17 protein-coding genes and 1 tRNA gene are annotated in these 24,687 nt (G+C 58.7%); 11 read left to right on the top strand and 7 right to left on the bottom strand.

The genetic code is table 11. From position 1 onward, the window contains the following. Positions 1-34: 34 nt before the first annotated feature. The 6 genes from cmk to O3649_RS04960 all read left to right on the top strand — a co-directional run bounded on the left by cmk (position 35) and on the right by O3649_RS04960 (position 7,712). On the top strand, positions 35-727 hold the full coding sequence (gene cmk, locus O3649_RS04985; protein WP_049337513.1) for a (d)CMP kinase: 693 nt from the start codon (positions 35-37) through the stop codon (positions 725-727). A 111-nt stretch (positions 728-838) separates the two neighbouring features. Beyond that, positions 839-2,419 (top strand): ribosome biogenesis GTPase Der, encoded by a 1,581-nt coding sequence (gene der / locus O3649_RS04980; protein ID WP_049353025.1) that lies wholly within the window; start codon positions 839-841, stop codon positions 2,417-2,419. A gap of 224 nt (positions 2,420-2,643) precedes the next feature. Beyond that, positions 2,644-2,717: transfer RNA gene (locus tag O3649_RS04975), tRNA-Pro, on the top strand. A gap of 592 nt (positions 2,718-3,309) precedes the next feature. Next, positions 3,310-4,947, top strand: a complete 1,638-nt coding sequence (locus O3649_RS04970) for an L-lactate permease (RefSeq protein ID WP_371573038.1) — start codon at positions 3,310-3,312, stop codon at positions 4,945-4,947. Between the two features lie 508 nt (positions 4,948-5,455). After that, entirely contained in the window at positions 5,456-7,078 is a 1,623-nt protein-coding gene (locus O3649_RS04965) for an L-lactate permease (protein ID WP_371573036.1), read from the top strand. 244 nt (positions 7,079-7,322) lie between these two features. Then, entirely contained in the window at positions 7,323-7,712 is a 390-nt protein-coding gene (locus tag O3649_RS04960; protein ID WP_070635127.1) for a DUF1304 domain-containing protein, read from the top strand. A gap of 115 nt (positions 7,713-7,827) precedes the next feature. Here the strand turns inward: O3649_RS04960 and O3649_RS04955 are convergent, their stop codons facing one another. After that, positions 7,828-8,616: a DNA-3-methyladenine glycosylase I gene (locus tag O3649_RS04955; RefSeq protein WP_371573034.1), complete on the bottom strand. Its 789-nt coding sequence runs from the start codon at positions 8,614-8,616 to the stop codon at positions 7,828-7,830. A 213-nt stretch (positions 8,617-8,829) separates the two neighbouring features. Further along, a complete protein-coding gene (locus tag O3649_RS04950; RefSeq protein ID WP_049345282.1) occupies positions 8,830-9,441 on the bottom strand; it encodes a methylated-DNA--[protein]-cysteine S-methyltransferase in 612 nt (203 codons plus the stop codon). Between the two features lie 334 nt (positions 9,442-9,775). On the opposite strand from O3649_RS04950, the gene O3649_RS04945 reads away from it, so the two are divergent. Continuing rightward, positions 9,776-10,354, top strand: coding sequence for a hypothetical protein (locus O3649_RS04945; RefSeq protein WP_044150609.1), 579 nt, complete (start codon positions 9,776-9,778; stop codon positions 10,352-10,354). 107 nt (positions 10,355-10,461) lie between these two features. Here O3649_RS04945 and O3649_RS04940 read toward each other — a convergent pair whose 3' ends face one another. The 4 genes from O3649_RS04940 to O3649_RS04925 all read right to left on the bottom strand — a co-directional run bounded on the left by O3649_RS04940 (position 10,462) and on the right by O3649_RS04925 (position 15,929). Continuing rightward, entirely contained in the window at positions 10,462-10,776 is a 315-nt protein-coding gene (locus O3649_RS04940; protein ID WP_141744446.1) for an N-acyl-D-glutamate deacylase, read from the bottom strand. 666 nt (positions 10,777-11,442) lie between these two features. Next, a complete protein-coding gene (gene glpK / locus O3649_RS04935; RefSeq protein ID WP_371573031.1) occupies positions 11,443-12,999 on the bottom strand; it encodes a glycerol kinase GlpK in 1,557 nt (518 codons plus the stop codon). Positions 13,000-13,041: 42 nt separating this feature from the next. Further along, a complete protein-coding gene (locus O3649_RS04930; protein WP_371573029.1) occupies positions 13,042-13,839 on the bottom strand; it encodes an MIP/aquaporin family protein in 798 nt (265 codons plus the stop codon). Positions 13,840-14,183: 344 nt separating this feature from the next. Further along, positions 14,184-15,929, bottom strand: coding sequence for a glycerol-3-phosphate dehydrogenase/oxidase (locus O3649_RS04925; RefSeq protein ID WP_049354899.1), 1,746 nt, complete (start codon positions 15,927-15,929; stop codon positions 14,184-14,186). A 122-nt stretch (positions 15,930-16,051) separates the two neighbouring features. On the opposite strand from O3649_RS04925, the gene O3649_RS04920 reads away from it, so the two are divergent. The 3 genes from O3649_RS04920 to O3649_RS04910 all read left to right on the top strand — a co-directional run bounded on the left by O3649_RS04920 (position 16,052) and on the right by O3649_RS04910 (position 19,437). Continuing rightward, entirely contained in the window at positions 16,052-16,999 is a 948-nt protein-coding gene (locus O3649_RS04920; RefSeq protein ID WP_070616621.1) for a sugar-binding transcriptional regulator, read from the top strand. 261 nt (positions 17,000-17,260) lie between these two features. Then, positions 17,261-18,637 (top strand): hypothetical protein, encoded by a 1,377-nt coding sequence (locus O3649_RS04915; RefSeq protein ID WP_005506593.1) that lies wholly within the window; start codon positions 17,261-17,263, stop codon positions 18,635-18,637. A gap of 11 nt (positions 18,638-18,648) precedes the next feature. Then, positions 18,649-19,437, top strand: a complete 789-nt coding sequence (locus O3649_RS04910) for a transcriptional initiation protein Tat (RefSeq protein WP_070819776.1) — start codon at positions 18,649-18,651, stop codon at positions 19,435-19,437. A gap of 180 nt (positions 19,438-19,617) precedes the next feature. Here the strand turns inward: O3649_RS04910 and O3649_RS04905 are convergent, their stop codons facing one another. Continuing rightward, positions 19,618-20,544 (bottom strand): LysR family transcriptional regulator, encoded by a 927-nt coding sequence (locus tag O3649_RS04905; RefSeq protein ID WP_049354895.1) that lies wholly within the window; start codon positions 20,542-20,544, stop codon positions 19,618-19,620. Positions 20,545-21,057: 513 nt separating this feature from the next. Between O3649_RS04905 and O3649_RS04900 the strand changes: the two genes are divergently transcribed. Next, the gene (locus tag O3649_RS04900; protein ID WP_371573025.1) at positions 21,058-24,549 is read left to right on the top strand and encodes a bifunctional proline dehydrogenase/L-glutamate gamma-semialdehyde dehydrogenase; all 3,492 of its coding nucleotides are present in this window, start codon (positions 21,058-21,060) and stop codon (positions 24,547-24,549) included. Positions 24,550-24,687 lie beyond the last annotated feature (138 nt).

Below are 24,687 nucleotides of genomic sequence, written 5' to 3'. Positions count from 1 at the left end.
GCATAAAGTTTGAGACGAATTTTAAGGAGTGCTGATGCACGAGAACCCTAAACTGACGATTGCTATTGACGGTCCCTCCGGTTCCGGTAAGTCGTCTGTGTCTAAGGAAGTTGCACGCCACTTTGGCCTGGCGTACCTGGATACCGGTGCAATGTACCGTGCCGCAACCTACCGTGTGCTGGAACTTGGCATTGACCTGAACGACGCTGAGGCGATTGCGAAGGCTGTCGAGGAGATGCCCCTGGTGTTCGGTACGAACATTAAGGAAGAAGAGATTCTGATGGGCTCGACCGATATCCGTGAGGAGATTCGTAGCGAGCGCATTTCTTCGGCCGTTTCTGCTGTGGCTTCGGTTCCGGCGGTTCGTGAGCACCTGATTGGCCTGCAGCGCTGGATGATTAACCACGCTATTAACGGCATGGTCGCTGAGGGCCGCGACATCACCACCGTGGTTGCTCCCGATGCTGATGCGCGCATCCTGCTGACTGCTTCTGAAGAGGTGCGCATGGCGCGCCGCGGCCTGGAGAACGCGGAGAAGTCCGGCGCTTCGGGTGACTTGAGCAAGCAGATCGCTGAGCGTGATGCGAAGGATTCGAAGGTCAATAACTTTATGAAAGCTGCCGAGGGCGTGACCCTGGTGGACAGCTCGGATCTTGATTTTAATGCGACGGTCTCTGCAGTGATTAACGCTGTGAATGACCAGTTGAAGGCGAAGCGCGCGGGCTAGGCCCCGCCGAAACGCTGGGGGAGTGGTGCATCCGCTCCCGATAAGACGTTGAGCCGCGCTCGCGTGCTGACCCTCGGGTTGGGCGTGGGGCGGGTAGAGAAAGGAATGCGCATGGCTGAGGACGCTATCCGCGACGATTACGAAGATAAGTACCTGGGCGGTGGCGAGGACGACGTTATCGAGCGCCTCGCTGAGATTGATGATGAGACCGCTGATCAGCGTGCTCAGGCTCTTCTTGAGGGTCTTGAGGACTACGACCTGGATGAAGAGGACCGCGCCCTGCTGGGTGCTTGGGGCTTCGACATTGAGGATGAGGAAGAGCAGCTCGCTGATCCGGTAGTGGCGATTGTTGGCCGCCCGAACGTGGGTAAGTCGACCATCATTAACCGTATTCTGGGCCGCCGTGAAGCGGTGGTTGAGGATAAGCCGGGTGTGACTCGTGACCGCGTGTCCTATAAGGCTGAGTGGCTGGGTAAGAGCTTCACCCTGGTTGATACCGGTGGTTGGGAGTCTGACGCTCGCGGTATTGATGCTCAGGTTGCTGAGCAGGCTGAGATTGCTGTGGAGCAGGCCGATGTTGTGGTCCTGGTGGTGGATGCCCGCGTGGGTGTGACCGCTTCGGACGAGCAGATCGTGCGTATGCTACGCCGCGTGAAGAAGCCGATCATTCTGATTGCTAACAAGATTGACGACGCTCACCTGGAGCCGGAGATTTATAACCTCTGGTCGCTGGGTATGGGTCAGCCGTTCCCGGTGTCGGGTCTGCACGGTCGTGGCCTGGCGGATGCTCTGGACGAGATCCTTGAGGTCATGCCGGAGCACTCGCAGTTTGCTCAGCCGGAGGCGCTGGGTGGCCCGCGTCGTGTGGCTCTGGTGGGTCGCCCGAACGTGGGTAAGTCGTCGCTGCTGAATAAGCTGGCTGGTTCTGAGCGTGCCGTGGTGAATGACCTGGCTGGTACGACTCGTGACCCGATTGACGAGATTATTGAGCTGGGCGGCTACCCTTGGCGTTTTGTGGATACCGCGGGTATTCGCCGTCGCCAGCACATGGCTAAGGGTGCGGAGTTCTACTCTTCGCTGCGTACTCAGACTGCTCTGGAGCGCTCTGAGGTTGCCGTGGTGCTGTTGGATGTTTCCGAGCCGATCTCTGAGCAGGATGTGCGTATCGTGCAGACCGTGATTGATTCGGGTCGTGCGATGGTCCTGGCATTCAATAAGTGGGATACCCTCGATGAGGACCGCCGCTACATGCTTGAGCGCGAGATTGAGCGCGACCTGGCGCACGTGCAGTGGGCTCCTCGCGTGAACATTTCGGCGAAGACCGGCTGGCACAAGGACAAGCTGGTGCCCGCCCTGGAGCACTCGCTGGAGTCGTGGGATTCGCGTATTCCGACCGGTCGCCTGAACGCGTTCCTGGGCGAGATTGTTGCCGCGCATCCGCACCCGCTGCGTGGTGGTAAGCAGCCGCGTATTCTCTTCGGTACTCAGGTGTCTTCGCGTCCGCCGAAGTTCGTGCTGTTTACTACCGGTTTCTTGGATCCGGGTTACCGTCGCTTCATTATGCGTCGTCTGCGTGAGACTTTTGATTTCACGGGTACTCCGATTGAGATTTCGATGCGTGTGCGTGAGCGCCGTTCCTTGGGTGAGCGTCAGAGCGCGAAGGCTAAGAAGGGTAAGGGCGGCCGCCGCTAGTAGCGGGGGTGTGCCCGATGCCGTGTTGCTGGGCTGGCCCCTTGCTAGATTTGGCCCCCGCGTACCGGAGTCTGTGCGGAAAATCTGTATGGAAATCTGCGAGGAAAAGATTTTTAAGATTTTTTCTAAAAATAGGGATTCTGGCTTGCGCGGGGGTTAAAAGCCCGGTATAGTTATTCGAGTGTTCAGGGGAAACCTTGAAAACAATATCGTGAATAACGAATCGGGTTGTGGCGCAGCTTGGTAGCGCACTTGACTGGGGGTCAAGGGGTCGCAGGTTCAAATCCTGTCAACCCGACAGATAAAGCTCCGGAAGGTTTTTCCTTCCGGAGCTTTTTGTATGCCGTTTAGTGGTTTGCGGGGATTGATGGTGCGGGGCTGGGGTGTGTCGGTTTGAATGTTCCCGAGGCGCTGCGTGCTCTGGCAGGGCTTTGGCGGGCCCTTGTTCCCTTGTAATAGCGGGGGAGGGAGGCTGGGTAAGCCCTCAATCCGGGGTGGGGTTTAGGTTAGGTTGCAATTATGAGCTTGAATCTAAATGTTGGAATATGCCCGATTTTGTGGGTGTTCGGTGGTACATTGGGTACACAAGGAATTGCGTTTTTGGGATTAGAGATTCATTATCCTGCCCCTGAAATTCCCTTGACAAATCAAGGAATATTTAGGTTTCTGTGACAAAAACGCCGTTTCAACACACTAAATTTCATAACCGCAAAACCAACACGAACCCAAGTGAAGGCATATATCCCCAAGGGATAGCGTCCTTAACGCATCAAACAGCTAGGTGTACGCACCTGCAACACACGGCACACACGCCGCCACACGCGTCGCTGGGAAGGTTTTGCGGCACGACACAATCCCGCCCCTGGGCGCGGAAAGGAACACAGTACATCATGTGGCAGCAAGTCTACGACCCGCTGAACTCGAGCGCACTCTCCGCACTCGTGGCAGCAGTCCCGATTATTTTCTTCCTTCTGGGCCTCACCGTCCTGAAGCTCAGCGGTATTAAATCTGCCGTTATCTCCCTCGTCATTGCACTGGTCATCGGTTGCGCTATCTTCGGCATGCCCATCACTGCCGGTGCAGGATCCATCCTCTACGGCTTCCTCTCGGGTGCGTGGCCCATCGGCTGGATCGTGCTCATGGCAGTGTGGCTCTACCGCATTTCTGTGCGTTCCGGTGGCTTCGAAATTGTTCGCTCCTCCATCTCCTCCATCTCTACCGACCAGCGCATCCAGATGCTGTTGATCGCATTCTGCTTCGGCGGCTTCCTTGAAGGCGCTGCAGGCTTCGGTATCCCGATTGCTATCTGTGCTGCACTGCTCGTGTCCCTGGGTTTCAACCCGCTCAAGGCCGCAATGTTCGCACTGATTGCTAACGTGAGCTCCGGTGCATACGGCGCTATCGGTATCCCCGTGACCACCGCAGCAACCCGCGGCGGCGTGGACCTGCATGCACTGTCCATCGAAATGGTCCTGGTTATCCAGATCATGGCGGCTCTCATCCCCGTACTGCTTGTTGCTATTCAGGACGGTCTGCGCGGTATCCGCGAAGTCGGTCTGGTAGCACTGATTGTTGGTCTGATTTACTCTGGCGGCCAGTCTGTCCTGCTCGCAGGCCTCGGTAACCCCGAGCTCGTCGACATCATCCCGCCGCTGCTGGCTCTGATTGCTCTGGCACTCATCATGCAGAAGTGGCAGCCCAAGAACATCTTCCGTGAGCCCACCGCTCCCTCCCTGGAAGAGGTTGAGGCTCAGCAGAGCGTCAAGCACACCGGTGGCGAAATCCTCAAGGCATGGAGCCCCTTCGTCTACCTGTCCGTCGTGATTCTGCTCTGGTCCACCGCGATGAAGCCGCTCTTTGCTAAGGGGGGTCTGCTAGCCTTCAGTAACATCACCTTCCCCGTTCCGTGGCTGCACCAGACCATCCAGCAGACCGCACCGATCGTTGCAACCCCCAAGGCAATTGACGTGACCTACACCTGGAACATCATTGGTGCTTCCGGTACCGCAATTCTGGTGGCTGCAATCATCACCATCCTGACCTCCTCCATCAGCTGGGGCGAGGCTATCGAGGAACTCGGTGCAACCTGGAAGCAGCTGCAGACCCCGATCATCATGATCTGCCTGGTCATGTCCGTTGCTAACGTCATGAACTACGCGGGTATGATTACCTCCATCGCACTGGCTGTTGCCGCTGTGGGCGCAATCTTCCCGCTGCTGTCCCCGATCATCGGTTGGATCGGCGTGTTCGTGACCGGCTCTGTGGTGAACAGCAACATCCTCTTCGCTGGCCTGCAGGCTACCACCGCACATCAGATTGGTGTCAGCCAGACCCTGCTGATTGCATCTAACACCGCCGGTGGTGTGATGGCGAAGATTGTTTCCCCGCAGTCCATCGCAATTGCAGCTGCTGCTGTGAACAGCTCCGGCGAGGAATCCAAGATTACCTCCATGGCAATCAAGTACAGCGCAATCCTGCTGGCTATCACCTGTGTTTGGAGTTACGTTCTGTCCCTGGTTGTTTCCTAAACAGCGTGAAGCTCCGATGCGTGTAACCTGCCTTCCCTGAAAGGTGAGGTACCGCGACACGGTTGAGCGAAAGCCCCCTTCTACTTCGGTAGGAGGGGGCTTTTGCATTTCTGTGTTTGTGCGCTGGGGAGGATGTTTGGGGCTAAGGAGCGCAATTGTGCACATAAGTATCATTTATGCACACTTAAGGTCACCCTATCCTGAAGTCTCGGAGAAGACCTGTTAGCTTAGACAGATAAAGTCAAGAGCACCTAGTGAGAGGGAAAGGTTCCGCTCACCGCCGCCGCGCCACGGTATATGGCCACGATATATTGCCTCGGCATATCGCCACGTCAAGTAACCAAACGCCCGGCAGCTCAAGACCATCACGCTTCACCGATGGACCCATCCACGACGCAAGGACCGGGCCCATCGGTTTTTATGCGGCCTAACGCTTCCATACAGCACAGGCGCCGTACAGGAAGAAGCGACCGCTAATACACACAGACCGAAAGGAACACCCCGCCCCATGTGGCAGCAAACCTACGACCCGCTAAACGCACCGGTGCTCTCCGCGCTGGTTGCCGCAGTGCCCATCATCCTCTTCCTGCTGGGCCTGACTGTCCTGAAACTCAGCGGTCTCAAATCAGCACTGCTGACCCTCGGCACCACCCTCATCATCGGTTGTGCCGTCTTCGGCCTGCCCATCACCGCAGGTGCCGGTTCCATCCTCTCCGGCTTCCTCTCGGGTGCGTGGCCCATCGGCTGGATCGTGCTCATGGCGGTGTGGCTCTACCGCATCGCCGTGCGCGCCGGTAACTTCGACATCGTGCGTTCCTCCGTCTCCTCCATCTCGAACGATCAGCGCATCCAGGTGCTGCTGATTGCCTTCTGCTTCGGTGGCTTCATCGAAGGCGCGGCAGGCTTCGGTATCCCGATCGCTATCTCTGCTGCACTGCTGGTATCCCTGGGCTTCAACCCTCTCAAAGCATCCATGCTGGCGCTGGTAGCCAACGCCGCATCCGGCGCATACGGCGCTATCGGCATTCCCGTGACCACCGCAGCTAAGGTCGGCGGCCTGGACACCGCGCACCTGTCCGCAGGCATGGTTCCGGTACTGCAGATCTTCGTCGCCTTCGTGCCGCTGCTGATGGTCGCAATCCAGGACGGTATGCGCGGCATCCGCGAGGTCGGCCTGGTCGCGCTCATGACCGGCGTCATCTTCTCCGGTGGTCAGGCAGCTATCCTGATGCTGCTCGGCTCTCCCGAACTGGTCGACATCATCCCGCCGCTGCTGTCCCTGGTGGCACTGGCGCTCGTGATGCAGAAGTGGCAGCCCAAGCACATTTACCGCGAACCCACCGCTCCGACCCTCGAAGAAGTTCAGGCTCAGCAGAGCGTCAAGCACACCGGCGCTGAGATTGTTAAGGCGTGGAGCCCCTTCATCTTCCTCTCCGCAACCATCCTGCTCTGGTCCACCGCACTGAAGCCGATCTTCGCAACCAACGGCCTGCTCGGCGCCGCAACCCTGGCGTTCCCCATCCCCGGCATTCACGAAGCCATCACCACCGGTGCCGGCAAGACCGTGACCGCGATGTTCTCCTGGAACATCCTTGGTGCTTCCGGTACCGCAATTCTGGTGGCAGCACTGATTACCGTGCTGACCTCGAAGATTAGCTGGGGTGAAGCCTTTGAAGAACTCGGCGGCACCTGGAACCAGCTGAAGATGCCGATCCTCATGATCTGCCTGGTCATGTCCGTCGCAAACGTGATGAACCACGCCGGTATGACCACCTCCATTGCGCTCGCGCTCGCGGCAGCTGGCCCGGTCTTCCCGTTGCTGTCCCCGATTATCGGTTGGATTGGCGTGTTCGTGACCGGCTCCGTGACGAACGCTAACGTGCTCTTCGCGGGCCTGCAGTCCACCACCGCAGCCCAGATTGCTGTTGACCCGACCCTGCTCGTCGCCGCAAACACCGCCGGTGGCGTGATGGGTAAGATCGTCTCCCCGCAGTCCATCGCAATCGCTGCGGCGGCAGTAAATAGCGCCGGTGAGGAATCGAAGATTACCTCCATGTCCATTAAGTACAGCGCTATTCTGCTGGGCCTGGTCTGCGTCTGGTCCTTCGCTCTGTCGCTCATGATGGGCTAAAGACCGATACCGGATTCGGCGTAACCCTGCGTAGAAACCCCTCGATGAGAACCCTGCAATTTTCTCTGCAGAAGACGATTCGAGGGGTTTCACGTATATTCAGGAAGTTCCAACAGACCGGGAAGAGGCGTAGAATTACTTCTTGTGCTTGCTCCTGCATCATTCTGCGCATCACCACAGATTGTGCTCCAGAAGAAAGAACGGGCAGGCGCCTCATAGAACACCTACTGCTTAAGGAAAAACAATGCAGGCGCTCGCAACGATTACTACTGTCTTTGCCTTTATTGCTATAGCTATTCATGTCTACATCTGGATTATTGAATCCTTCCTCTGGACCAAGCCCAAGGGCCGCGAAACCTTCGGAATGACCGAAGAATTCGCTGAATCCACCAAGGAGATGGCGGCAAACCAGGGCCTGTACAACCTGATGCTCGCCTGGATCGCCGCAACTGGTCTGCTCGCATTCTGGTTCGGCTCCCCGCAGGTGGGCGTGGCGCTCATGTTCGCAGGTCTGGGCTCCATGGCGGTTGCCGGTGCCTACCTGTTCCTCACCTCTCCGGATAAGCGCAAGCCGGCGCTGATTCAGCTGACCCCGCCGCTGCTGGCGCTGATTTTCCTCTTTGTAACGATCTAATCCTGTGACGATCTAATTCAGAGCGGAACCTCTCAACGTATAGAAGCCGCGTGCTTACTTTAACGAAGTAACACGCGGCTTTTCTACGCCCTTGGAGGCGAGCACGCCAAGCGAGTTAGGCAAAGAGCCCCGAACAGCCTCGCCGATGCGAGTCCACCAGGTGCGCATCCACCATACCGACCGCGCACATGAGCGCATAAGCGGTCACCGGACCCAAGAACACGCCTCCTAGAGTTTTAAAAGATTTGGCAAGAAGCGCGGACTCAGGGGTATCGGTGGGAATATCGTTCTGGGTGAGCGGTGCGATAGTCTCGCTCGGCGCAAAGGACCACAGCCACGCCGGCAGCCCACCCGGTACATGCGTGCCGTCGGATAGGGTGCGCTCGCGCATCCGGTTCAGGTCTTCATCGCTGAGCGTACGAACTCGACGGCGGCGAGTGTCTGCCGCCTCGCTGCTATCCTCTTTGGCCGGGGTAGAAGAGGGCGCGATAAGGGGAAGATGAATATCCTCCGCGGAGGCGTCACGCGGCGTGGCGGCAAGCTCACGCATCCGAAGGGTCAGCCGTGCGTTGGAGATGACCGCGCGAATCTTCCGCTCGTTACGGATAATGTCTTCGTTCTGGAGGAGTCTCGCAACATCCTGGTCGGTGAACGCAGCCACGCGTTCGGGATCGAAGCCTTCAAAAGCGTGACGAAATGCCTCGCGGCGGGCAAGAATCGTTCGCCAAGAGAGTCCCACCTGAAAAGACTCGAGGCTCAGGGCTTCGAAGAGTCCCCGCTCATCGGTGACGGGCATGCCCCATTCGGTGTCGTAGTAGTCGCGCAGAAGCTCATCGGTCACCCACGTGGGGTAGTTCGGGGTGTTTTCGAGGGGCTTGGCGGGAATGTTAGGTTGCGAGGTCACGGTTTCTCCTCTCTGAGATTGCTGAGCCGATCCGAGTGTTTCGGAATCATGTTCTACTTAAACAGTAGCTCTTCTATGATTGAGTCGCAACTATATTCGATTTTGTGTCGTGTTGCAGAGCATCGAAACCGAAAACAGGTACGAAAAAGGGCGGGATACGCATCCGATGCATACCCTATCCCGTCATGAGCTTCGAAGACTAGCCGGCAGGCGCTAGAAGAGCCGCGCCTCCCGCACCTCTTCCGGCTCCTCCAAATCAAGGAGGAATTGTTTACGCTCAACACCGCCGGCATAACCGGTGAGGCTTCCATCGGCACCAATAACGCGGTGACAAGGAATCATAATGGAAATTTTGTTACGGCCAACCGCCTGACCCACCGCCTGCGCGGGGGCACCGGGGCCGACCGCTCGCGAAATATCACCGTAGGTCGTGGTGTACCCAGCAGGAACAGTCTTCAGATGCTCCCATACAATCAGCTGAAAATCGGTGCCCTCAGGATCTAGGGGCAACGTAAAAGAAGTGCGCTTGCGCTCAAAGTACTCGGAGAGCTCCACCTCAGCGCGGGACAGCAGCTGCGCCGCAGCATACTCATCGGCTGGCTCTTCACCTTCTGCAGCGCCGTGCTCCCGTAGGTAGGTGACGGGATTCTCGATTAGTTCACCGAGCTCATGGGGGAGCGGAAAATGCGCCTGGTCCTCGTACCAAATGCCGACAAGCGCATCCGCACGGGTGGCGATGTAGAGCGTGCCCACGGGGCTTGCATAGCGCGTGTACCAGCGCGAGAGCGCTTCCGGCGGCTGCGGCGAATCGGTCGCTTTGGTCATGCTCTTCCTCGTAGGCTCGTGGGCGTGTACTGCAGATGATGTATAGGGGTAAATACCCCTTTCAACCATCATAGGGGAGGCGCGCCTCCGTACCGTACCCGCGGCGGGTTTTGTCTATAACTAACCGCTACGAGATATACACATCGCCGGTTACGCCTCTCACGAGGTCCCGCCAATTTTGATTGAGCCCGAAGACCTGGCATTCTGTGAAGTACACACCGATACACCGCAATTCAATACTCCGGCTTCTCCACCCCGCACCGGGTGGGGGATGACCTGTGTTTCTCGTGCCCCAACGTTGGGTTCAACGACGACTGAAATTGCAAGGAGAAACATGGAAGATCTGAAAGACATCCGCCGGCAACTCAAAGAAAACCCGGAGAGCCGAGAGCTCAATAACCGTTACGCGCAGGCGTGCCTCGACATCGCGAAAGAATATACCGTTACGTCCCAGGGACATATCTTTATTTGCTCGCCCTCAGATTTAGAAGCCGTACGGTACGTCATGGCCAAGATCCCTAACGATTCGCTTCTAGACGGCGAAACCTTAGAGGAATACAAACGCCTGGAGAGAGCCGTTACCCAGGCTCGTATAAATAGAGGTAAACCCGGTAGCAAGATGGGCATTTACTATGCCCTCATCCTTTTTATAGTGATGCCTTCCATGGCGGCACCAGTCCTTCTGCTATGGGAACTCACCGTGCTTGGCTCAGACCACACCCGGGACCCGAGAGCCCTCATTTACCTGATTCCTGTCGCTCTCATTACCGCTGCGCTCCTCTGGGTTGGGTGGCTTGTTGAGCGAATCCCCGGCTGGAAATATAACGCTCTGATCGTCGAAGAGAACAAAAGACTAGAACTAGCCAGAGCCGAAGCTGAAGCGCAGCGGAGCACTGACTCAAACCAGAAATAATCTTGAGTGTAGGGTCGGACTCTGAACCGCGATTTTAATGCAAACGTGCCGCCTCACCGGTACCGGTGAGGCGGCACATTTATGCTGTCTAGGGGATGGCAGGCACGCTACTTAGCAGCTGCTCCGTTGGGATTGCCCTCCGTGTGGTGAAGGTGCGGCAGGTGGGTCGAGTGCAGGTCGTGACCGAGCACATCGTGTGCGTCCGGGTCCTCGTTCGGGAGCACGTGCGAGTACTTGGAGTAGTAGCGGTACAGCGCGTAGGCGCCAATCACAGTCAGTACGATAGCAACGCCCAGAGCCCACGGTACAGCTGCGGGAGAATACATGACAGAGAAGAGCACCAACAGCCAGGAGAGAGCAGCTGCAAGAACCGAAACGTTCATAGCAATAATTGCAAGCTTGCGGCGACGGACATCAACCATAATCGGTGCGGGAAACCCGCTCCCTCCTTCCAACGGAGCCTCTCTCCGTTCTCACGACCACCGGAAGGTGCCAGATGCATAACCAACCGCCATCTTCGGCGACCAGAATAGAATCAATAAGCCTATATATCTATGATACGGCGCTTGAAGTGGACATCAAAGGCAAACAAACGCTGTTAGATCAACCCCACACAACATGTAAACGGGTATCTCAACAAGGGGCATAAAACCAGTGATTTTTACAGCGAGAACTGCAACACGAAAAGCGAACCCCACTCATCGTTAATGCAGAGAACCTAGTAACAAGAGATAAAAGTCCGTCCGCCGCGGTACGTGAAGCACCACGGCGGACGGGAGCGTAAATAAAGTATCAGCGCGAACCGTCAATTCCTGTCAGGACAGCGCATGAATATGTCGCGTACGCGTCCTGTGCGGTACTGACACCTCACGAACAACACCGCGCCAGGTGATCGGCGGAAGATACCGAATTTACAAAAACCAACGGTACCCTAGCACTAATTTTTGTAGAAATTACGCCGCAATAAACGCTGAATTGAGCGTCATAAAACAGCGAAAAGCCCCGGCTGCTTCAACCCCATAGCGGGGGAGAAGCAGCCGGGGCGTCGCTAGTACGCGGGCCGTGCCGTTAGGCAACGGGTGCTGTGATTAGGCGGTCGGAACGTCCTCGTCAACCCACTCGAGGGTGCGGGAGACAGCCTTCTTCCACAGGCGGTACTGGCGGTCAACCTCTGCGGGCTCCATGGAGGGCAGCCAGCGCTTGTCCTCAGCCCAGTTGTCCACAACGTCCTGCTCGCCGCTCCAGAAACCAACAGCGATACCTGCAGCGTATGCTGCGCCCAGAGCGGTGGTCTCAACAACCTTCGGGCGGATTACGGGAACGCCGAGGATGTCAGCCTGGAACTGCATGAGGAACTCGTTAGCGGTCATGCCGCCGTCCACGCGCAACTCGGAGAGCTCAACACCGGAGTCAGCGTTCATTGCGTCCAGAACCTCGCGGGTCTGGAATGCGGTTGCTTCCAGCGCCGCACGCACGATGTGTGCACGGTTCACGTAGCGGGTCAGACCAACGATGACGCCGCGAGCGTCGGAACGCCAGTGAGGTGCGAACAGGCCGGAGAACGCGGGAACAACGTAGCAGCCACCGGAGTCCTTGACGGAGGTAGCCAGTTCCTCAGACTCTGCAGCGTGCTCAATCATGCGCAGGTTGTCGCGCAGCCACTGGATCAGGGAGCCGCTCATTGCGACCGAACCTTCCAGAGCGTAGACGGGTGCTGCGTCGCCAATCTTGTAGGCGACGGTGGTCAGCAGGCCGTTGTCGGAGAAGACGGGCTCGTTGCCGGTGTTCATGAGCATGAAGTTACCGGTACCGTAGGTGTTCTTCGCCATGCCCTTCTCGAAGCAAGCCTGGCCGAAAGTTGCAGCCTGCTGGTCACCCAGGATACCCGCGATGGGGGTGCCGCTGAGCAGGCCGGTGGCGCGGCCGAAGCCGTACACCTCGGAGGAGGACTTGATTTCGGGCAGCATGCTCATGGGGATGCCCATGTCTGCAGCGATCTGCGGATCCCATTCGAGGGTGCGGATGTTCATCAGCAGGGTACGGGATGCGTTGGTTACGTCGGTGACGTGAACGCCGCCGTCAACACCACCGGTCAGGTTCCAGACCAGCCAGGTGTCGGTGTTGCCGAAGAGCAGGTCGCCGCGTTCTGCGCGCTCGCGTGCGCCTTCAACGTTGTCCAGGATCCACTTGATCTTGGGGCCGGAGAAGTAGGTAGAGAGGTTCAGGCCGACGATGTCGTGGTACTTGCCAACGCCCTCTTCGCCTGCGAGCTCTTCAACGATTTCCTGGGTGCGGGTGTCCTGCCAGACGATTGCGTTGTAGACGGGCTCACCGGTGTTCTTGTCCCACACGACGGTGGTTTCACGCTGGTTGGTGATGCCGACTGCAGCGATTTCGTGGTGGTTGACTTCGCCGTTTGCCATAGCCATTGCTACGACCTTACGGACGTTCTGCCAAATCTCGGTTGCGTTGTGCTCGACCCAGCCGGCCTTGGGGAAGATCTGCTCGTGCTCGAGCTGGCCCTGAGCCACGTTCTCGCCCGCCTTGTTGAACAGGATCGCGCGGGAACTGGTGGTGCCCTGGTCGATGGAGAGGATGTACTTGCGCTCGACGTTGAGGGTTGCGGAGTGCAGAGAAGTCGTCATTGATTTTTCCTTAGAACAAAAGAAGGGGGGTATTAGAGAGGTTTAGAGGGGCAGGACTGCCGGAACAATCAGGCCGGCGAGGACTGCGCCGATAATCGGGCCAACAACCGGAACCCATGCGTAAGACCAGTTGGAACCGGTCTTACCGGGGATGGGCAGGAAGGTGTAGGCGATACGGGGGCCGAGGTCACGTGCGGGGTTGATAGCGCAACCGGTTGCGCCACCGAGGCTCATACTGATAGAAACAACGACCAGGGCAACAGCCAAGGGGCCAGTCTGGGCGGGGGTCTTACCGGATGCGATGACCCAACCAACCAGGACGAAGGTGCCGATAATCTCGGTGAGCAAGTTCCAGCCGTAGGACTTGATGGCGGGGCCAGTGGCGAAGATGCCGAGGCGGTCGCCCGGGTCCTCATCGAAGTGCTTCTTGTAAGTCAGGTAGGCTGCGGTTGCACCAGCCATTGCGCCGAGCATCTGAGCGACGATATACAGGGCGATGTTGCCCGCGGTTGCGGGAACACCGGTTGCCAGGTCGCGGCCTGCGGTTGCCAGACCGACGGTCACTGCGGGGTTCAGGTGTGCACCGGAGTGGAAGGAGAGGTACACGGCGGTGAACACTGCCAGACCCCATCCGAAGGTGATAACACCCCAGCCTGCGTCCTTAGCGTAGGACTTCTTGAGGGTCACTGCGGCACATACGCCGGCACCGAGCAGGATCAGGATGGAGGTGCCGAAGAACTCGGAAGCGAAGATTCCGAGGGTGGTGGGGGCGCCGGATGCATCCACGAGAGCGGAAGAGCCGGCTGCAAGTACAGTTCCTGCGGAAGCAAGAAGAGACATTGTTGCTCCTTGAAGACGAAGCGTCTGGAAGGCAAGCGAACCTTTGCTTGCGTGTTCCCGTGCGTCCTCACCGCACGGGCGGATCGGGGCACAACGCTGTGCTGAAATGTGTAGCGGTTGCTACGAAAATTTGATAGATGTTTCTGGTTGAGAAGCAGATCGTACCAGTGAGCTAACCCTGTATTTAGCGCTCTGCTTCTTTGTGCTGGGGTTTATCGTAAACGGCTATTTAACCGTCCGTCCACCCCTCACCGAAAAATATGAGTTAGCCCATACCGGTGAGGGGCGAACGGTCGGTTCGTACCAAGTAATCGGTTACGAAAGGTGTGCGAAAGCTCTAAGGATTAGAGCTTCACGCGGGGTGCCACGGGGGTGACAGCCTCAATCTTTGCCGATGCCTCAGCGTCGGTGGAGGTGGACTCTGCCTCGCGGATAGCCTGTACGCGTGCGGTGTAGAGGTCGAGTTCCTCCTTGACCTTCTTGTCGTCCCAGCCGAGCTCGGCACGCAGGATGTCGAGGATCTCGTCTGCTGCTGCCAGGCCGCGGTCGCGCTGCTCAAGGTCGAGGCGTACGCGGCGGACCAGAACGTCCTCCAGGTGCAGTGCACCTTCGTAGCGGACAGCGAAGACGACGTCTGCACGCAGGAACTGGGGTGCCTTAGCCAGGGGAGCACCGAGGGAGGGGTCAGCGTCGATGAGAGCGCCGAGGTCCTCAATCTGCGCGCCGTAACGCTCGAGCAGGTGGGTGATACGGTCCTCATCCCAGCCGTAACGCTCTGCGTAGCGTGCACGGTTAGCAGCGATTGCGTGGTAGCCGTCTGCACCGACCAGGCCGATGGTTGCGGTTACGGAGGGGTTCTGCTTAGCCTGCTCGCCCAGCGCGAAGTCGACAGCGTCGGCAGCCATGACACGGTAGGTGGTGAGCTTGCCGCCTGCGATGGCGCTCATGCCGGGTGCAACCTCGGTCACGGTGTGCTCGCGGGAAACCTTGGTGGATGCTGCGCCGTCCTTGACCTTGGGCTGCAGCAGCGGGCGCAGGCCGGTGTAGGTGCCGATGATGTCTTCGCGGGTCAGCGGGTTAGCGATCAGCTTGTTCGCCTGCATCAGGACGTAGTCGATGTCCTTGCTGGTTGCGACGGGGCGCTCGCGGTCCTCGGTGTAGGGGGTGTCGGTGGTACCGATGATCCAGTAACGCTGCCAGGGGATGATGAAGAGAACGGACTTCTCGGTCTTGGTGAAGATACCGCTGGTTGCGTTGATGCGGTCGCGGGGAACCACGATGTGGATACCCTTGGATGCCAGAACCTCCAGGCCACCCTCGGGGTTAGCCAGGGATTCGGACTCTTCGGTCCACACGCCGGTTGCGTTGATGACGTGCTTTGCGCGCACGTTCAGGCGCTCGCCGGTCTCCAGGTCTGCCAGCTCTGCGCCGATGACGCGGCCGGATGCGTCCTTGGTGAAGCCGACAACCTGGGTGCGGGATGCAGCCAGTGCGCCGTAGCTTGCAGCGGTGCGGACGACGTCGATGACGAGGCGTGCGTCGTCAACGCGTGCGTCGTAGAACTGGATTGCGCCGCTGAATGCGGAGTCCTTGATATCGGGGAAGACGGTCTTGGTGCCGGCCTTGGTGAAGTGACGCTGGGAGGGGACGCCCTTGTTGCCGCGGGAGCCGAGGAATGCCAGGGTGTCGTACATGCCGATGCCGATTGCGGAGTATGCGCGCTCGATGACGGGCATCTTCAGAGGCCACAGGAAGGGCTGTGCGTGCACGAGGTGGGGTGCAATCTTGTTCAGCAGCAGGCCGCGCTCGGTGAGAGCTTCGGTCACGAGCTTGAAGTCGAGGTTGTAGAGGTAGCGCAGGCCGCCGTGAACGAGCTTGGAGGACCATGCACTGGTGCCTGCAGCCCAGTCACCTGCTTCGACGATACCGGTGCGCAGACCGCGGGTTGCTGCGTCGAGGGCAATACCTGCACCGGTAATGCCGCCGCCCACAACCAGGATGTCGAGTTCTTCGTTGACCATGCTCTTGAGTGCCTTGGCGCGGGACTCAGCGGTCAGCTGGGACTGCTGTGCAATGTGCTGGGAGCTCATGTAGTGCTCTTTCTTGTCGTGCCGCGTGCGCGGCGTGGGGTTTCATCTTGCAAATAGTAAAACCCAATGGTGAAATAATAACCAAGTAGTTTGAACGGATTTTCACTGGGGGTCTGGGGTCGATGAACGAACGCGCTAACCACACTTACGAGGCGGCGCAGCTGTACTACATCCACAACATGACGATGGATGCTATCGCGGCTCGTCTGGGGGTTTCTCGAGCCACGGTGTCGCGTCTGCTTAAAAGTGCTCGTGAGAGCGGCATGGTGCAGATCCGTCTGGATGATTCCTTCCGTGCCCGCAGCGAGCTTGAGCGCCGCATCGGCGAGCGCTATAAGGTGCGCGTTACTCTCGTGAATGTCCGTTCGGACGCCACCCCTATTGCCCGTATGAGTCAGGTATCCCGTACTGCGGCGGCTCTACTTGATTCCCTGATTGATAATGGAACGAGCCTGGGTGTGGCGTGGGGTTCAACGATGACTGAGATTTCTCGTCATCTGCCGCGCCGCCCTCTAAAGGGCGTGACGGTGGTTCAGCTGAATGGTGCCGGTAACGCGCACCATTCGGGCATTCCGTACCTGGGTTCCTTGCTGGGGCAGTTGGTGAATGCCTATGATGCGCAGACTATCCATTTTCCGGTTCCCGCGTTCTTTGACTATGCGGAGACGAAGACCGCCATGTGGCGTGAGCGTAGCGTACAGAAGAATCTGCATGCCCAGCAGAATGTTGACCTTGCTATTTTTGGCGTGGGTGCTTTTGGCGGGCCTATTCCTTCTCACGTGTACTCGGGCGGCTATTTTGAGGTGCAGGAGCAGCGTCAGTTGCGTGAGCTGGGCGTTGTGGGGGATATGTGCACGATTCTTCTGCGTGAGGACGGCTCGTGGGCTGATCTTGAGTTGAATAAGCGTGCGTCCGGTCCGACTCCGAAGGAGCTGGCTCGTATTCCGCGCCGTATTTGCGTTGCGTCCGGTACTCACCGTGTGCGTGCTTTGCGCGGCGCGTTGCGTACGGGTGCGATTACTGACTTGGTTCTTGATGATGCTCTGGCAAAGGCGCTCATGGAGAAATAGCTATAAATTATCGCCTCGAGTGCGAGAGTCTGTGGCGATGGGTTAAAGGGGCACCTTGAATCTGAAAGGGTAGTGCTGAGAGTTTTCCTGGTGAAGCTCTCAAGCGTCGCCTGAACAATGTTTCAAGGTGCCCTTTAGTGTCGTCAAAAACTGCTTTCTGACCCTACAATGTGAAACGTTTGCGCATGTAAAAATGCATATTAGTGCACTCCGTTGAATCCAATGAAGGTGTGCGCCACTCACCGTTAGAAAGAACCAACCATGACCCCCACCTATAACGCCCAGGCGAATCCGCACCTGGGCGCTCCCGGCATCACCACGATGCACGGTGATGCCCAGTCCTCTGACGCTACTCCTCTTGCCGGCCCCGGCGCTGGCGACTGGAAGATTACCGGCACAAAGCTTGGCGGCGCCTGCCCGACGATTCTTGCCGGACGCGACGGCTTCATTCAGGTGCTCTGCACCCAGGTCTTCGCCCACGGCGAGTTCATTACCCCGAAGCTCTCTATTCTTGATCCGCATACCGGCCGCGAGCTCTCCCACCTGGACATCCCGAAGGGTGCACTGCTCGGTGGCGTGTACGCCTACCTTGACGCGCAGGACCGCATGGTTCTGGTGGATGGCTCTCAGTGCCTGCTGCGCCTCTCCCACTCTGCTGACGGACGCAGCATCCGAGTTGATGAGCGTATTGACCTGAGCCGCATGCTCGCCCAGAGTGCCAATGACGCTGTGGTTGGTCTGGTGCCCGACTGGTCCGGTCGCATTTGGGTTGCGACGAAGAACGGCTACATCGCGGTGATTGATTCTGCCCGCGGCACGATTCGCTCGATGCGCCTGAATAAGGCGTCGATTGCGGGTGAGCGTATTGATAACTCGATTTCGGCGTGCCCGCAGGGCGTGAGCGTGGTGACTTCTCACGCTATTTATATGCTGAACGCTACTGCAACCGGCGCGCCCACCCTCAAATGGTGGCATGCGTACGACCGCGGTAGCGCCCGCAAGCCGGGTAAGCTCGCGTGGGGTTCCGGTGCCTCCCCGACGTTCTTTGGCCCGAACGGTTCGGATTACGTGATGCTGACCGATAACTCTGATATTCAGGAGTCGGTCATTGTGTACCGCACCGATAACGGCGCGAAGGTCGGTAGCGCCGGCCTGTTTACTGCCGGTACCTCTGGCACTGAGAACTCCATGATCGGTGTGGGTAACACGATGGTCGGCGCAAGCACCTACGGCTACCCCTACCCGAAGTACCCGGAGGGTGCCGGCCCGTCGGTTCCTGCGAATGCGCTTTTTGCTCCCGGTATGGAGCGTTGGGATATTACCGACCGCGGTCTGCGTAAGATTTGGGACCGTAAGGACGTGTACTCTTCGGCTGTTCCTCGCTATTCCACCGCTGACGGTCTGATTTACACCTGTGAGCGTCGCCGAGGCCCGGCTGGTTTGGCGAATGGCGCCTACGCGTGGGCTGTCGCGCTGGACATGGAAACCGGTAAGACGATGCACGAGCAGCGCCTGCCTCAGCATGTGAGCCTGCTGCTTGGCGGTGGTGACACTCTGCAGATGGTGGGCACGATTGATCGTTACGGCACCTGGTGGCAGGGCACGATTAGCGGCGTGTACCGTATCGCGAAGGCTTAGGGGAGTAGAAAATGACTAAGAATAATCTGATGAACGCTTCTCGCCGTACCGCGTTGAAGGTTGCGGGCGCTTCGGCTGCCCTGGTGGCTGGCGGCGTGAGCGCTGCGGAGGCGGCAACTCGTTCGGGCGGTAAGCGCGCTCGCGTGACCCCCGTGACCCAGCGTCCTGGCGGACAGCGCGGCGGGCAACGCGGTCAGCACGGTGGCGCGGCGAGTTCTGCGCTGGTGCAGGTTCCGATGCGCTATAACGAGTCGTGCATCCGCCTGGAGTTGAAGGCTGCTAACGGTGTGCAGGCTGTGCCTTTGCAGAGTCAGCCGGCGCGTACTGTTGCTTTCCGGAATCTGCCGACTCGCCTGAGCATTATTAATGAGGGCAATTCGACGCTGCCGGTGGGTACTCGCCTGATGGTGCGTGCTCGCGCGCAGGACCCGAAGACTGGTTTGTTGTTGAAGCCAGCGGTGACTCTTCGTGTTTCCTCGGGTCAGGCGGTGCTGCCTTCGGGTAGCCTGGGTGCTTCGGCCCTGGTGGCTCCTGTGGATGCTCTGAATCTTGATGCGGTGCGCCGTAGCGAGCAGACCGGTCAGGCTGGTGCCGGTAGCGAGAACGTTCTGGAGTTGCGCACTGCTATTCCTCGCGGTCATCGCCTGGATATTCAGCTGAATTATCAGGTGGCTTCGGGTGTTGCCGGTTCTGCGTTGAAGCAGGTTCATGTGAGCGCTGTGCTGGATATGGCGGCGGCTGGTTTGTCCTCTTCGTTCTACGAGGTGCAGAGCTCGGCTGTGGTTGCTTCGCTGAACTAGCAGTTGGGCTGGCTCCTGTGAAGGATGGGCACGGCGGGGGAGTAGCTCCGTTGTGTGTTTTTATACCTTATATATAGGCGCCTGTTCAAAAAGGTATGTTGAAAGGTCGGGGTCGTTCGTGGGAACGGCCCCGACCTTTGCATTGTCTAGTCTGCCGGCATGGCTGGCAGTTAATTTTTCTTATGCGGTTTCGCTCCTGTCGTGTTCGCCGAATGCCACCTGCACCGCGTGGTGCAGTGCTTCGCGCACCATGGCGATGGCGGGGTTGGCGGCGGACTCTCGGCGTACGGCGGTAAAGATTTTGCGGCAGGGCTTGCCGGGCAGCTCCACGATGCGTAGCCCCTCGGTGGTGGAGAGGGAGGAGAGGATGAAACCGGGCACGATGGTGACGGCGAATCCTGCTTTGACGAGGTTGGAGTTCGTAATCATGTCATTGGCGCTGTAGCGGATGACCGGCTCGAATCCTGCGGTGCGGCACTGGTTGAGCGCCCAGCTGCGGGAGGTGTTCTGTTCCATTTCGAGAACCCAGGGCAGTGCGTGCGCTTCCTCAATCGAGGTGATGGTGGAGGTGCTGGGCACGATGAGGCTGAGCGGGTCTTCGGTGAGTAGCTCGGAATGCAGTTCGGGGTATTCGGGGATGTGGTGGTGCGGGTAGGCTTCGGAGAGCACCATGTCGTATTCGCGGCTTCGGGTCAGGGAGGTTCCGGTTTCGGGGTCGATTTGCAGTACTTGCAGGGTGAGTGAGGGTGCGTGTTCGGCAAGGTAGCTGAGGGTTTCCGGTAGCAGTGCGAAGGCCGCGGACTGGAAGATGGCGAGGCGGACCATGCCTGCGGGTTCGCCGGTGAGGTTGGCGACGGAGGTTTGCATGCGGTCGAGTTCGCGCAGGATGCTGCGGGCGCTGTCGACGATGATGAGTCCGGCGCTGGTGAGCTGTACGCGCCTGCCGATGCGCTGCAGAAGCGGGGTGCCGGTTTCTTTTTCGAGGGTGGCAATCTGCTGGGAGACGGCGGAGGGGGTGAGGCTGAGCGCTTCTGCGGCAGCGATGACGGTGCCGCGTTCTTGGATTTCGAGGAGCATTTGCATGCGTCGGATGTCGTAGATTGACATGTGTTTCCTCCCTGGCGCGCCCGGTTGTTCTGCAGATTGTGCCTCTGAGTTCTTCCGTGGTGCGTCTCTCATCGTGGACTCTTGTCTATGGTACCGCGTGGGCTTCCGGCTGGCTCTTTTTGAGACGCCTGAAGTGGGGTGCCGGCATGTTGGCTTGTGTAGCGAGTATTTTCGCGCTGAATGTGATGATTCTTAGAGCCGAAGATGCTTTTGGGACTGGTTTTGAAGTGTTCGATTGTTACGAAATCGGTTCGGTATTTGCTTTCTGAAAGTGCTAGCCTGAGAGAGATGGATAGCGATGTCGCTACAAACTTCACCTTGTCTCTTCGAACAGGAGGTTCGGAGGGGGCGCGGGGTGAAAACCTCACCGCACAATCATTTAGAAAAACTAAATGGATTTTGGAAAAAACATTCAGTTTTTCTAATGAGGTATTTATTACCCTTTTGTGGTGAAATAGAGACATCGCCAAACGTGGTGTGCACCGCACACAGTGAGATAGTTAGGAGTCAAGGATGACCCATCCTTTCGCATCTGAGCACTACCAGAAGATGGCTCTGGAAGCTCGTCAGCTTGTTCGTCAGTGGGTAAATGAGTCCCAGTCGATCAAGCCCACCTTCGCGGCTGAGCAGCTCGCCGGTGTTCTGAAGGACCCCAATGGTCTTCCCTTCACCGTCGGCTTTGTTGATGGCGTTATTCGCCCCGAAGACGACAACGTCTCCGGCCGCAACCTTTCCCGTATTTCCGGCCTGGCACCTTCCTTCCTGCCCTGGTACATGAAGTCCGCTGTTGGCTTCGGTGGCAAGCTGGCTGGCAAGGTCGCATGGCCCACCGTTCCCGTTGCACGCCGCGTGCTGCGCGAGATGGTCGGTCACCTGATTGTCGACGCTTCCGAGGAGAAGCTGGGCGACGCAATCGCAGAGCTGACCAAGACCGGTAACCGCCTGAACGTCAACCTGCTCGGTGAGGCAGTTCTGGGTGACAAGGAAGCAGAGCACCGCCTGGCTGAGACCAAGCGCCTGCTGGCACGTGACGACGTTGACTACGTCTCCATCAAGGTGTCCGCTGTTTCCGGCCCCCACCAGCACTGGGCATTCGACGAGGTCGTTGAGACCGCAGTTCGTCGCCTGACCCCCCTGTACGAGCTGGCTGCATCCACCTCCCCCAAGAAGTTCATCAACCTGGACATGGAGGAGTACAAGGACCTGGACCTCACCATTGAGGTGTTCACCAAGATTCTGGACCAGCCCCACCTGAAGGACCTGGAAGCCGGTATCGTGCTCCAGGCATACCTGCCCGACACCCTGGCTGCAATGCAGCACCTGCAGGAGTGGTCCGCAAAGCGCGTTGCTGCTGGCGGCGCAGGCATCAAGGTCCGTCTGGTGAAGGGCGCAAACCTCTCCATGGAGATCGTGGAAGCTGTTATGCACGGCTGGCCGCTGACCACCTGGGACACCAAGCAGGCTGCTGACACCAACTACAAGCGCGTTCTGGACTACGCACTGCGCCCCGAGCACGTGAAGAACATCCGCCTCGGTATTGCAGGCCACAACCTCTTCGACGTTGCTTTCGCACTGCTGCTGTCTGAGGACCGCGGCGTGAAGGATCGCGTCGAGTTCGAGATGCTGATTGGTATGGCTGAGCAGCAGGCAGAGATTATTCGCCGCCGCGTTGGCCACCTGCTGCTGTACGTGCCCGTCGTGAACCCCAAGGAATTCGACGTTGCTATCGCATACCTGATCCGTCGTCTCGAGGAGAACGCTTCCTCCGAGAACTTCATGTCCGGTATCTTCGACCTGGCAACCGACGAGTCCATCTTCAAGCGCGAAGAGGACCGCTTCATGCGTGCACTGAACTCCGTCACCGACGAGGTTCCCGCATCCAAGCGCACCCAGAACCGTCTGACCGAGAACGAGGACAACGTCTTCGTACCGGCAGGCCGCTTCGAGAACACCCCCGACACCGACCCCGCACTCTCCGGTAACCGCGAGTGGGGCCGCGCAATCCTCGAGCGTTCCAAGACCACCAAGCTGGGCATCGACACCCTCAAGGCTAACGAGCTGACCAGCGAGGCTGAGGCTGAGAAGCTGATCAAGGAAACTGAGGAAGCTGGTAAGGCATGGGGCAAGCTCTCCGGCCACGAGCGTGCAGAGATTCTGCGCAAGGTCGGTAAGGCTATCGCACTGCGCCGCGGTGACCTGCTGGAGGTTATGGCAGCTGAGGCTGGCAAGACCCTGGAACAGGGCGACACCGAGGTCTCCGAGGCAATCGACTTCGCATACTACTACGCAATGCTGGCCGAGGACCTCGAGAAGATCGACGGCGCAAAGCCCAAGTCTGTTGACCTGACCCTGGTTGTTCCCCCGTGGAACTTCCCGACCGCTATTCCCGCCGGTGGTGTTCTGGCTGGTCTGGCTGCAGGTTCTGCTGTCATCTTCAAGCCCGCAACCATCACCGCTCGCACCGGTGCCCTGATCGCAGAGATCATGTGGGATGCAGGCGTTCCCAAGGAAGTTCTGAAGCTCGTCAAGGTTGTTGACCGCGCTGCAGGCAAGCTGCTCATCTCGCACCCCGAGGTTGACCGCCTGATCCTGACCGGTGGCTACGAGACTGCTGAGCTCTTCCGCTCCTGGCGTGATGACCTGCCCCTGTTCGGTGAGACCTCGGGTAAGAACTCCATCATCGTCACCCCGAACGCTGACATCGACCTCGCCGTCAAGGACGTCGTCTACTCGGCATTCGGTCACGCAGGTCAGAAGTGCTCCGCTGGTTCGACCGTCATCCTGGTTGGCTCCGTTGCACAGTCCGAGCGTTTCCGTCGTCAGCTGATTGACTCCGTCAGCTCCCTGCACGTGGCACACCCGCAGGACATCGAGTCCGAGATGGGCCCCGTTGTTCAGAAGCCGGAAGAGAAGCTGCTGCGCGGTCTGACCACCCTCGGCCCGGGCGAGCGCTGGCTCATCCAGCCCAAGGAACTGGACGACACTGGCCGCCTGTGGAGCCCCGGTGTTCGCGAAGGTGTCAAGCCCGGTTCCGAGTACCACATGACCGAGTACTTCGGCCCCATCCTGGGTATCATGACCGCTGACACCCTGGAAGAGGCAATCGAGCTGCAGAACGCACCCGATTACGGTCTGACCGCAGGTCTGCACTCGCTGGATGCTGATGAGCTCGAGCTGTGGCTCTCCAAGGTCCAGGCAGGTAACCTGTACGTCAACCGTGCAATTACCGGTGCAATCGTTCAGCGTCAGCCCTTCGGTGGTTGGAAGAAGTCCACCGTTGGCTCCGGTACCAAGGCTGGTGGCCCCAGCTACCTGATCGCTCTGTCCGATTGGGAGCCGGCACAGGCAACCGCGACCGCAACCACCCAGTCCGTGACCGTTCGCGAGACCCTGGCTACCATCGAGAACTCCGAGCTCGGCAAGCGCGATGACTTCGCATTCATCAAGCGCGGTGTCTCCTCTGACGCACACGCTTGGGACACCGAGTTCGGCTTCGGCCACGACCCCTCGAAGCTGGGCGTCGAGCGCAACATCCTGCGCTACGTACCCACCCAGGTTCTGGTTCGTGCAGACGAGTCCGCATCCGCAGCAGAGACCCTGCGCGTTGTGCTCGCCGGTCTGGCAGCTAACGCACCGGTTGCTCTGTCCGTCGGTAAGGACCTGCCGGTCGACGTTCGTGGCGTCCTCGAGAACAAGGGCATCAAGTACGAAGTCAAGTCGGACGCTCAGTTCCGCGAGTACCTGGCTTCGAACGCTAAGACCCCGGTTCGCGCACTGGCTGGTACTCCGCTGGAAGGCACCCGTATCCGCTACATCGGTAACGACGTGAAGTCCATCTACTCGGCACTGGGCGGTCGCCCGGATGTTGCAGTGTACTTCGCACCGGTCACCGAGGCTGGCCGTATCGAGATGCTGCCCTTCCTCCGCGAGCAGGCTGTTTCGATTACCGCACACCGTTTCGGTAACCCGAACCGCTTCTCCGAGCGCGTCATTTCTTCCCGCTAAGGCGCTGTGAGAGTTTAGCTCTCTAGCCTAAGGCTCAGGGCCCTGCACCTTCATGGTGTGGGGCCCTGAGCCTTTTGGTGTGTCTGATGGCTGTCTGCTGGAGGTGAGTAATAGGGGTGCTTCTAGGGCCTTGGGAAG

Source organism: Rothia sp. 27098_8_29, assembly GCF_041432785.1.
GTDB classification, from domain to species: Bacteria; Actinomycetota; Actinomycetes; order Actinomycetales; family Micrococcaceae; genus Rothia; species Rothia mucilaginosa.
This window is presented reverse-complemented; position numbering and strand designations above follow the sequence as displayed.

Bases quoted from the DNA above. Each gene is read 5' to 3' on its own strand.
- cmk (WP_049337513.1), top strand. From the start codon at position 35: ATGCACGAGAACCCTAAACTGACGATTGCTATTGACGGTCCCTCCGGT.
- der (WP_049353025.1), top strand. From the start codon at position 839: ATGGCTGAGGACGCTATCCGCGACGATTACGAAGATAAGTACCTGGGC.
- O3649_RS04970 (WP_371573038.1), top strand. From the start codon at position 3,310: ATGTGGCAGCAAGTCTACGACCCGCTGAACTCGAGCGCACTCTCCGCA.
- O3649_RS04965 (WP_371573036.1), top strand. From the start codon at position 5,456: ATGTGGCAGCAAACCTACGACCCGCTAAACGCACCGGTGCTCTCCGCG.
- O3649_RS04960 (WP_070635127.1), top strand. From the start codon at position 7,323: ATGCAGGCGCTCGCAACGATTACTACTGTCTTTGCCTTTATTGCTATA.
- O3649_RS04950 (WP_049345282.1), bottom strand. From the start codon at position 9,441: ATGACCAAAGCGACCGATTCGCCGCAGCCGCCGGAAGCGCTCTCGCGC.
- O3649_RS04945 (WP_044150609.1), top strand. From the start codon at position 9,776: ATGGAAGATCTGAAAGACATCCGCCGGCAACTCAAAGAAAACCCGGAG.
- O3649_RS04940 (WP_141744446.1), bottom strand. From the start codon at position 10,776: ATGGTTGATGTCCGTCGCCGCAAGCTTGCAATTATTGCTATGAACGTT.
- glpK (WP_371573031.1), bottom strand. From the start codon at position 12,999: ATGACGACTTCTCTGCACTCCGCAACCCTCAACGTCGAGCGCAAGTAC.
- O3649_RS04930 (WP_371573029.1), bottom strand. From the start codon at position 13,839: ATGTCTCTTCTTGCTTCCGCAGGAACTGTACTTGCAGCCGGCTCTTCC.
- O3649_RS04925 (WP_049354899.1), bottom strand. From the start codon at position 15,929: ATGAGCTCCCAGCACATTGCACAGCAGTCCCAGCTGACCGCTGAGTCC.
- O3649_RS04920 (WP_070616621.1), top strand. From the start codon at position 16,052: ATGAACGAACGCGCTAACCACACTTACGAGGCGGCGCAGCTGTACTAC.
- O3649_RS04915 (WP_005506593.1), top strand. From the start codon at position 17,261: ATGACCCCCACCTATAACGCCCAGGCGAATCCGCACCTGGGCGCTCCC.
- O3649_RS04910 (WP_070819776.1), top strand. From the start codon at position 18,649: ATGACTAAGAATAATCTGATGAACGCTTCTCGCCGTACCGCGTTGAAG.
- O3649_RS04905 (WP_049354895.1), bottom strand. From the start codon at position 20,544: ATGTCAATCTACGACATCCGACGCATGCAAATGCTCCTCGAAATCCAA.
- O3649_RS04900 (WP_371573025.1), top strand. From the start codon at position 21,058: ATGACCCATCCTTTCGCATCTGAGCACTACCAGAAGATGGCTCTGGAA.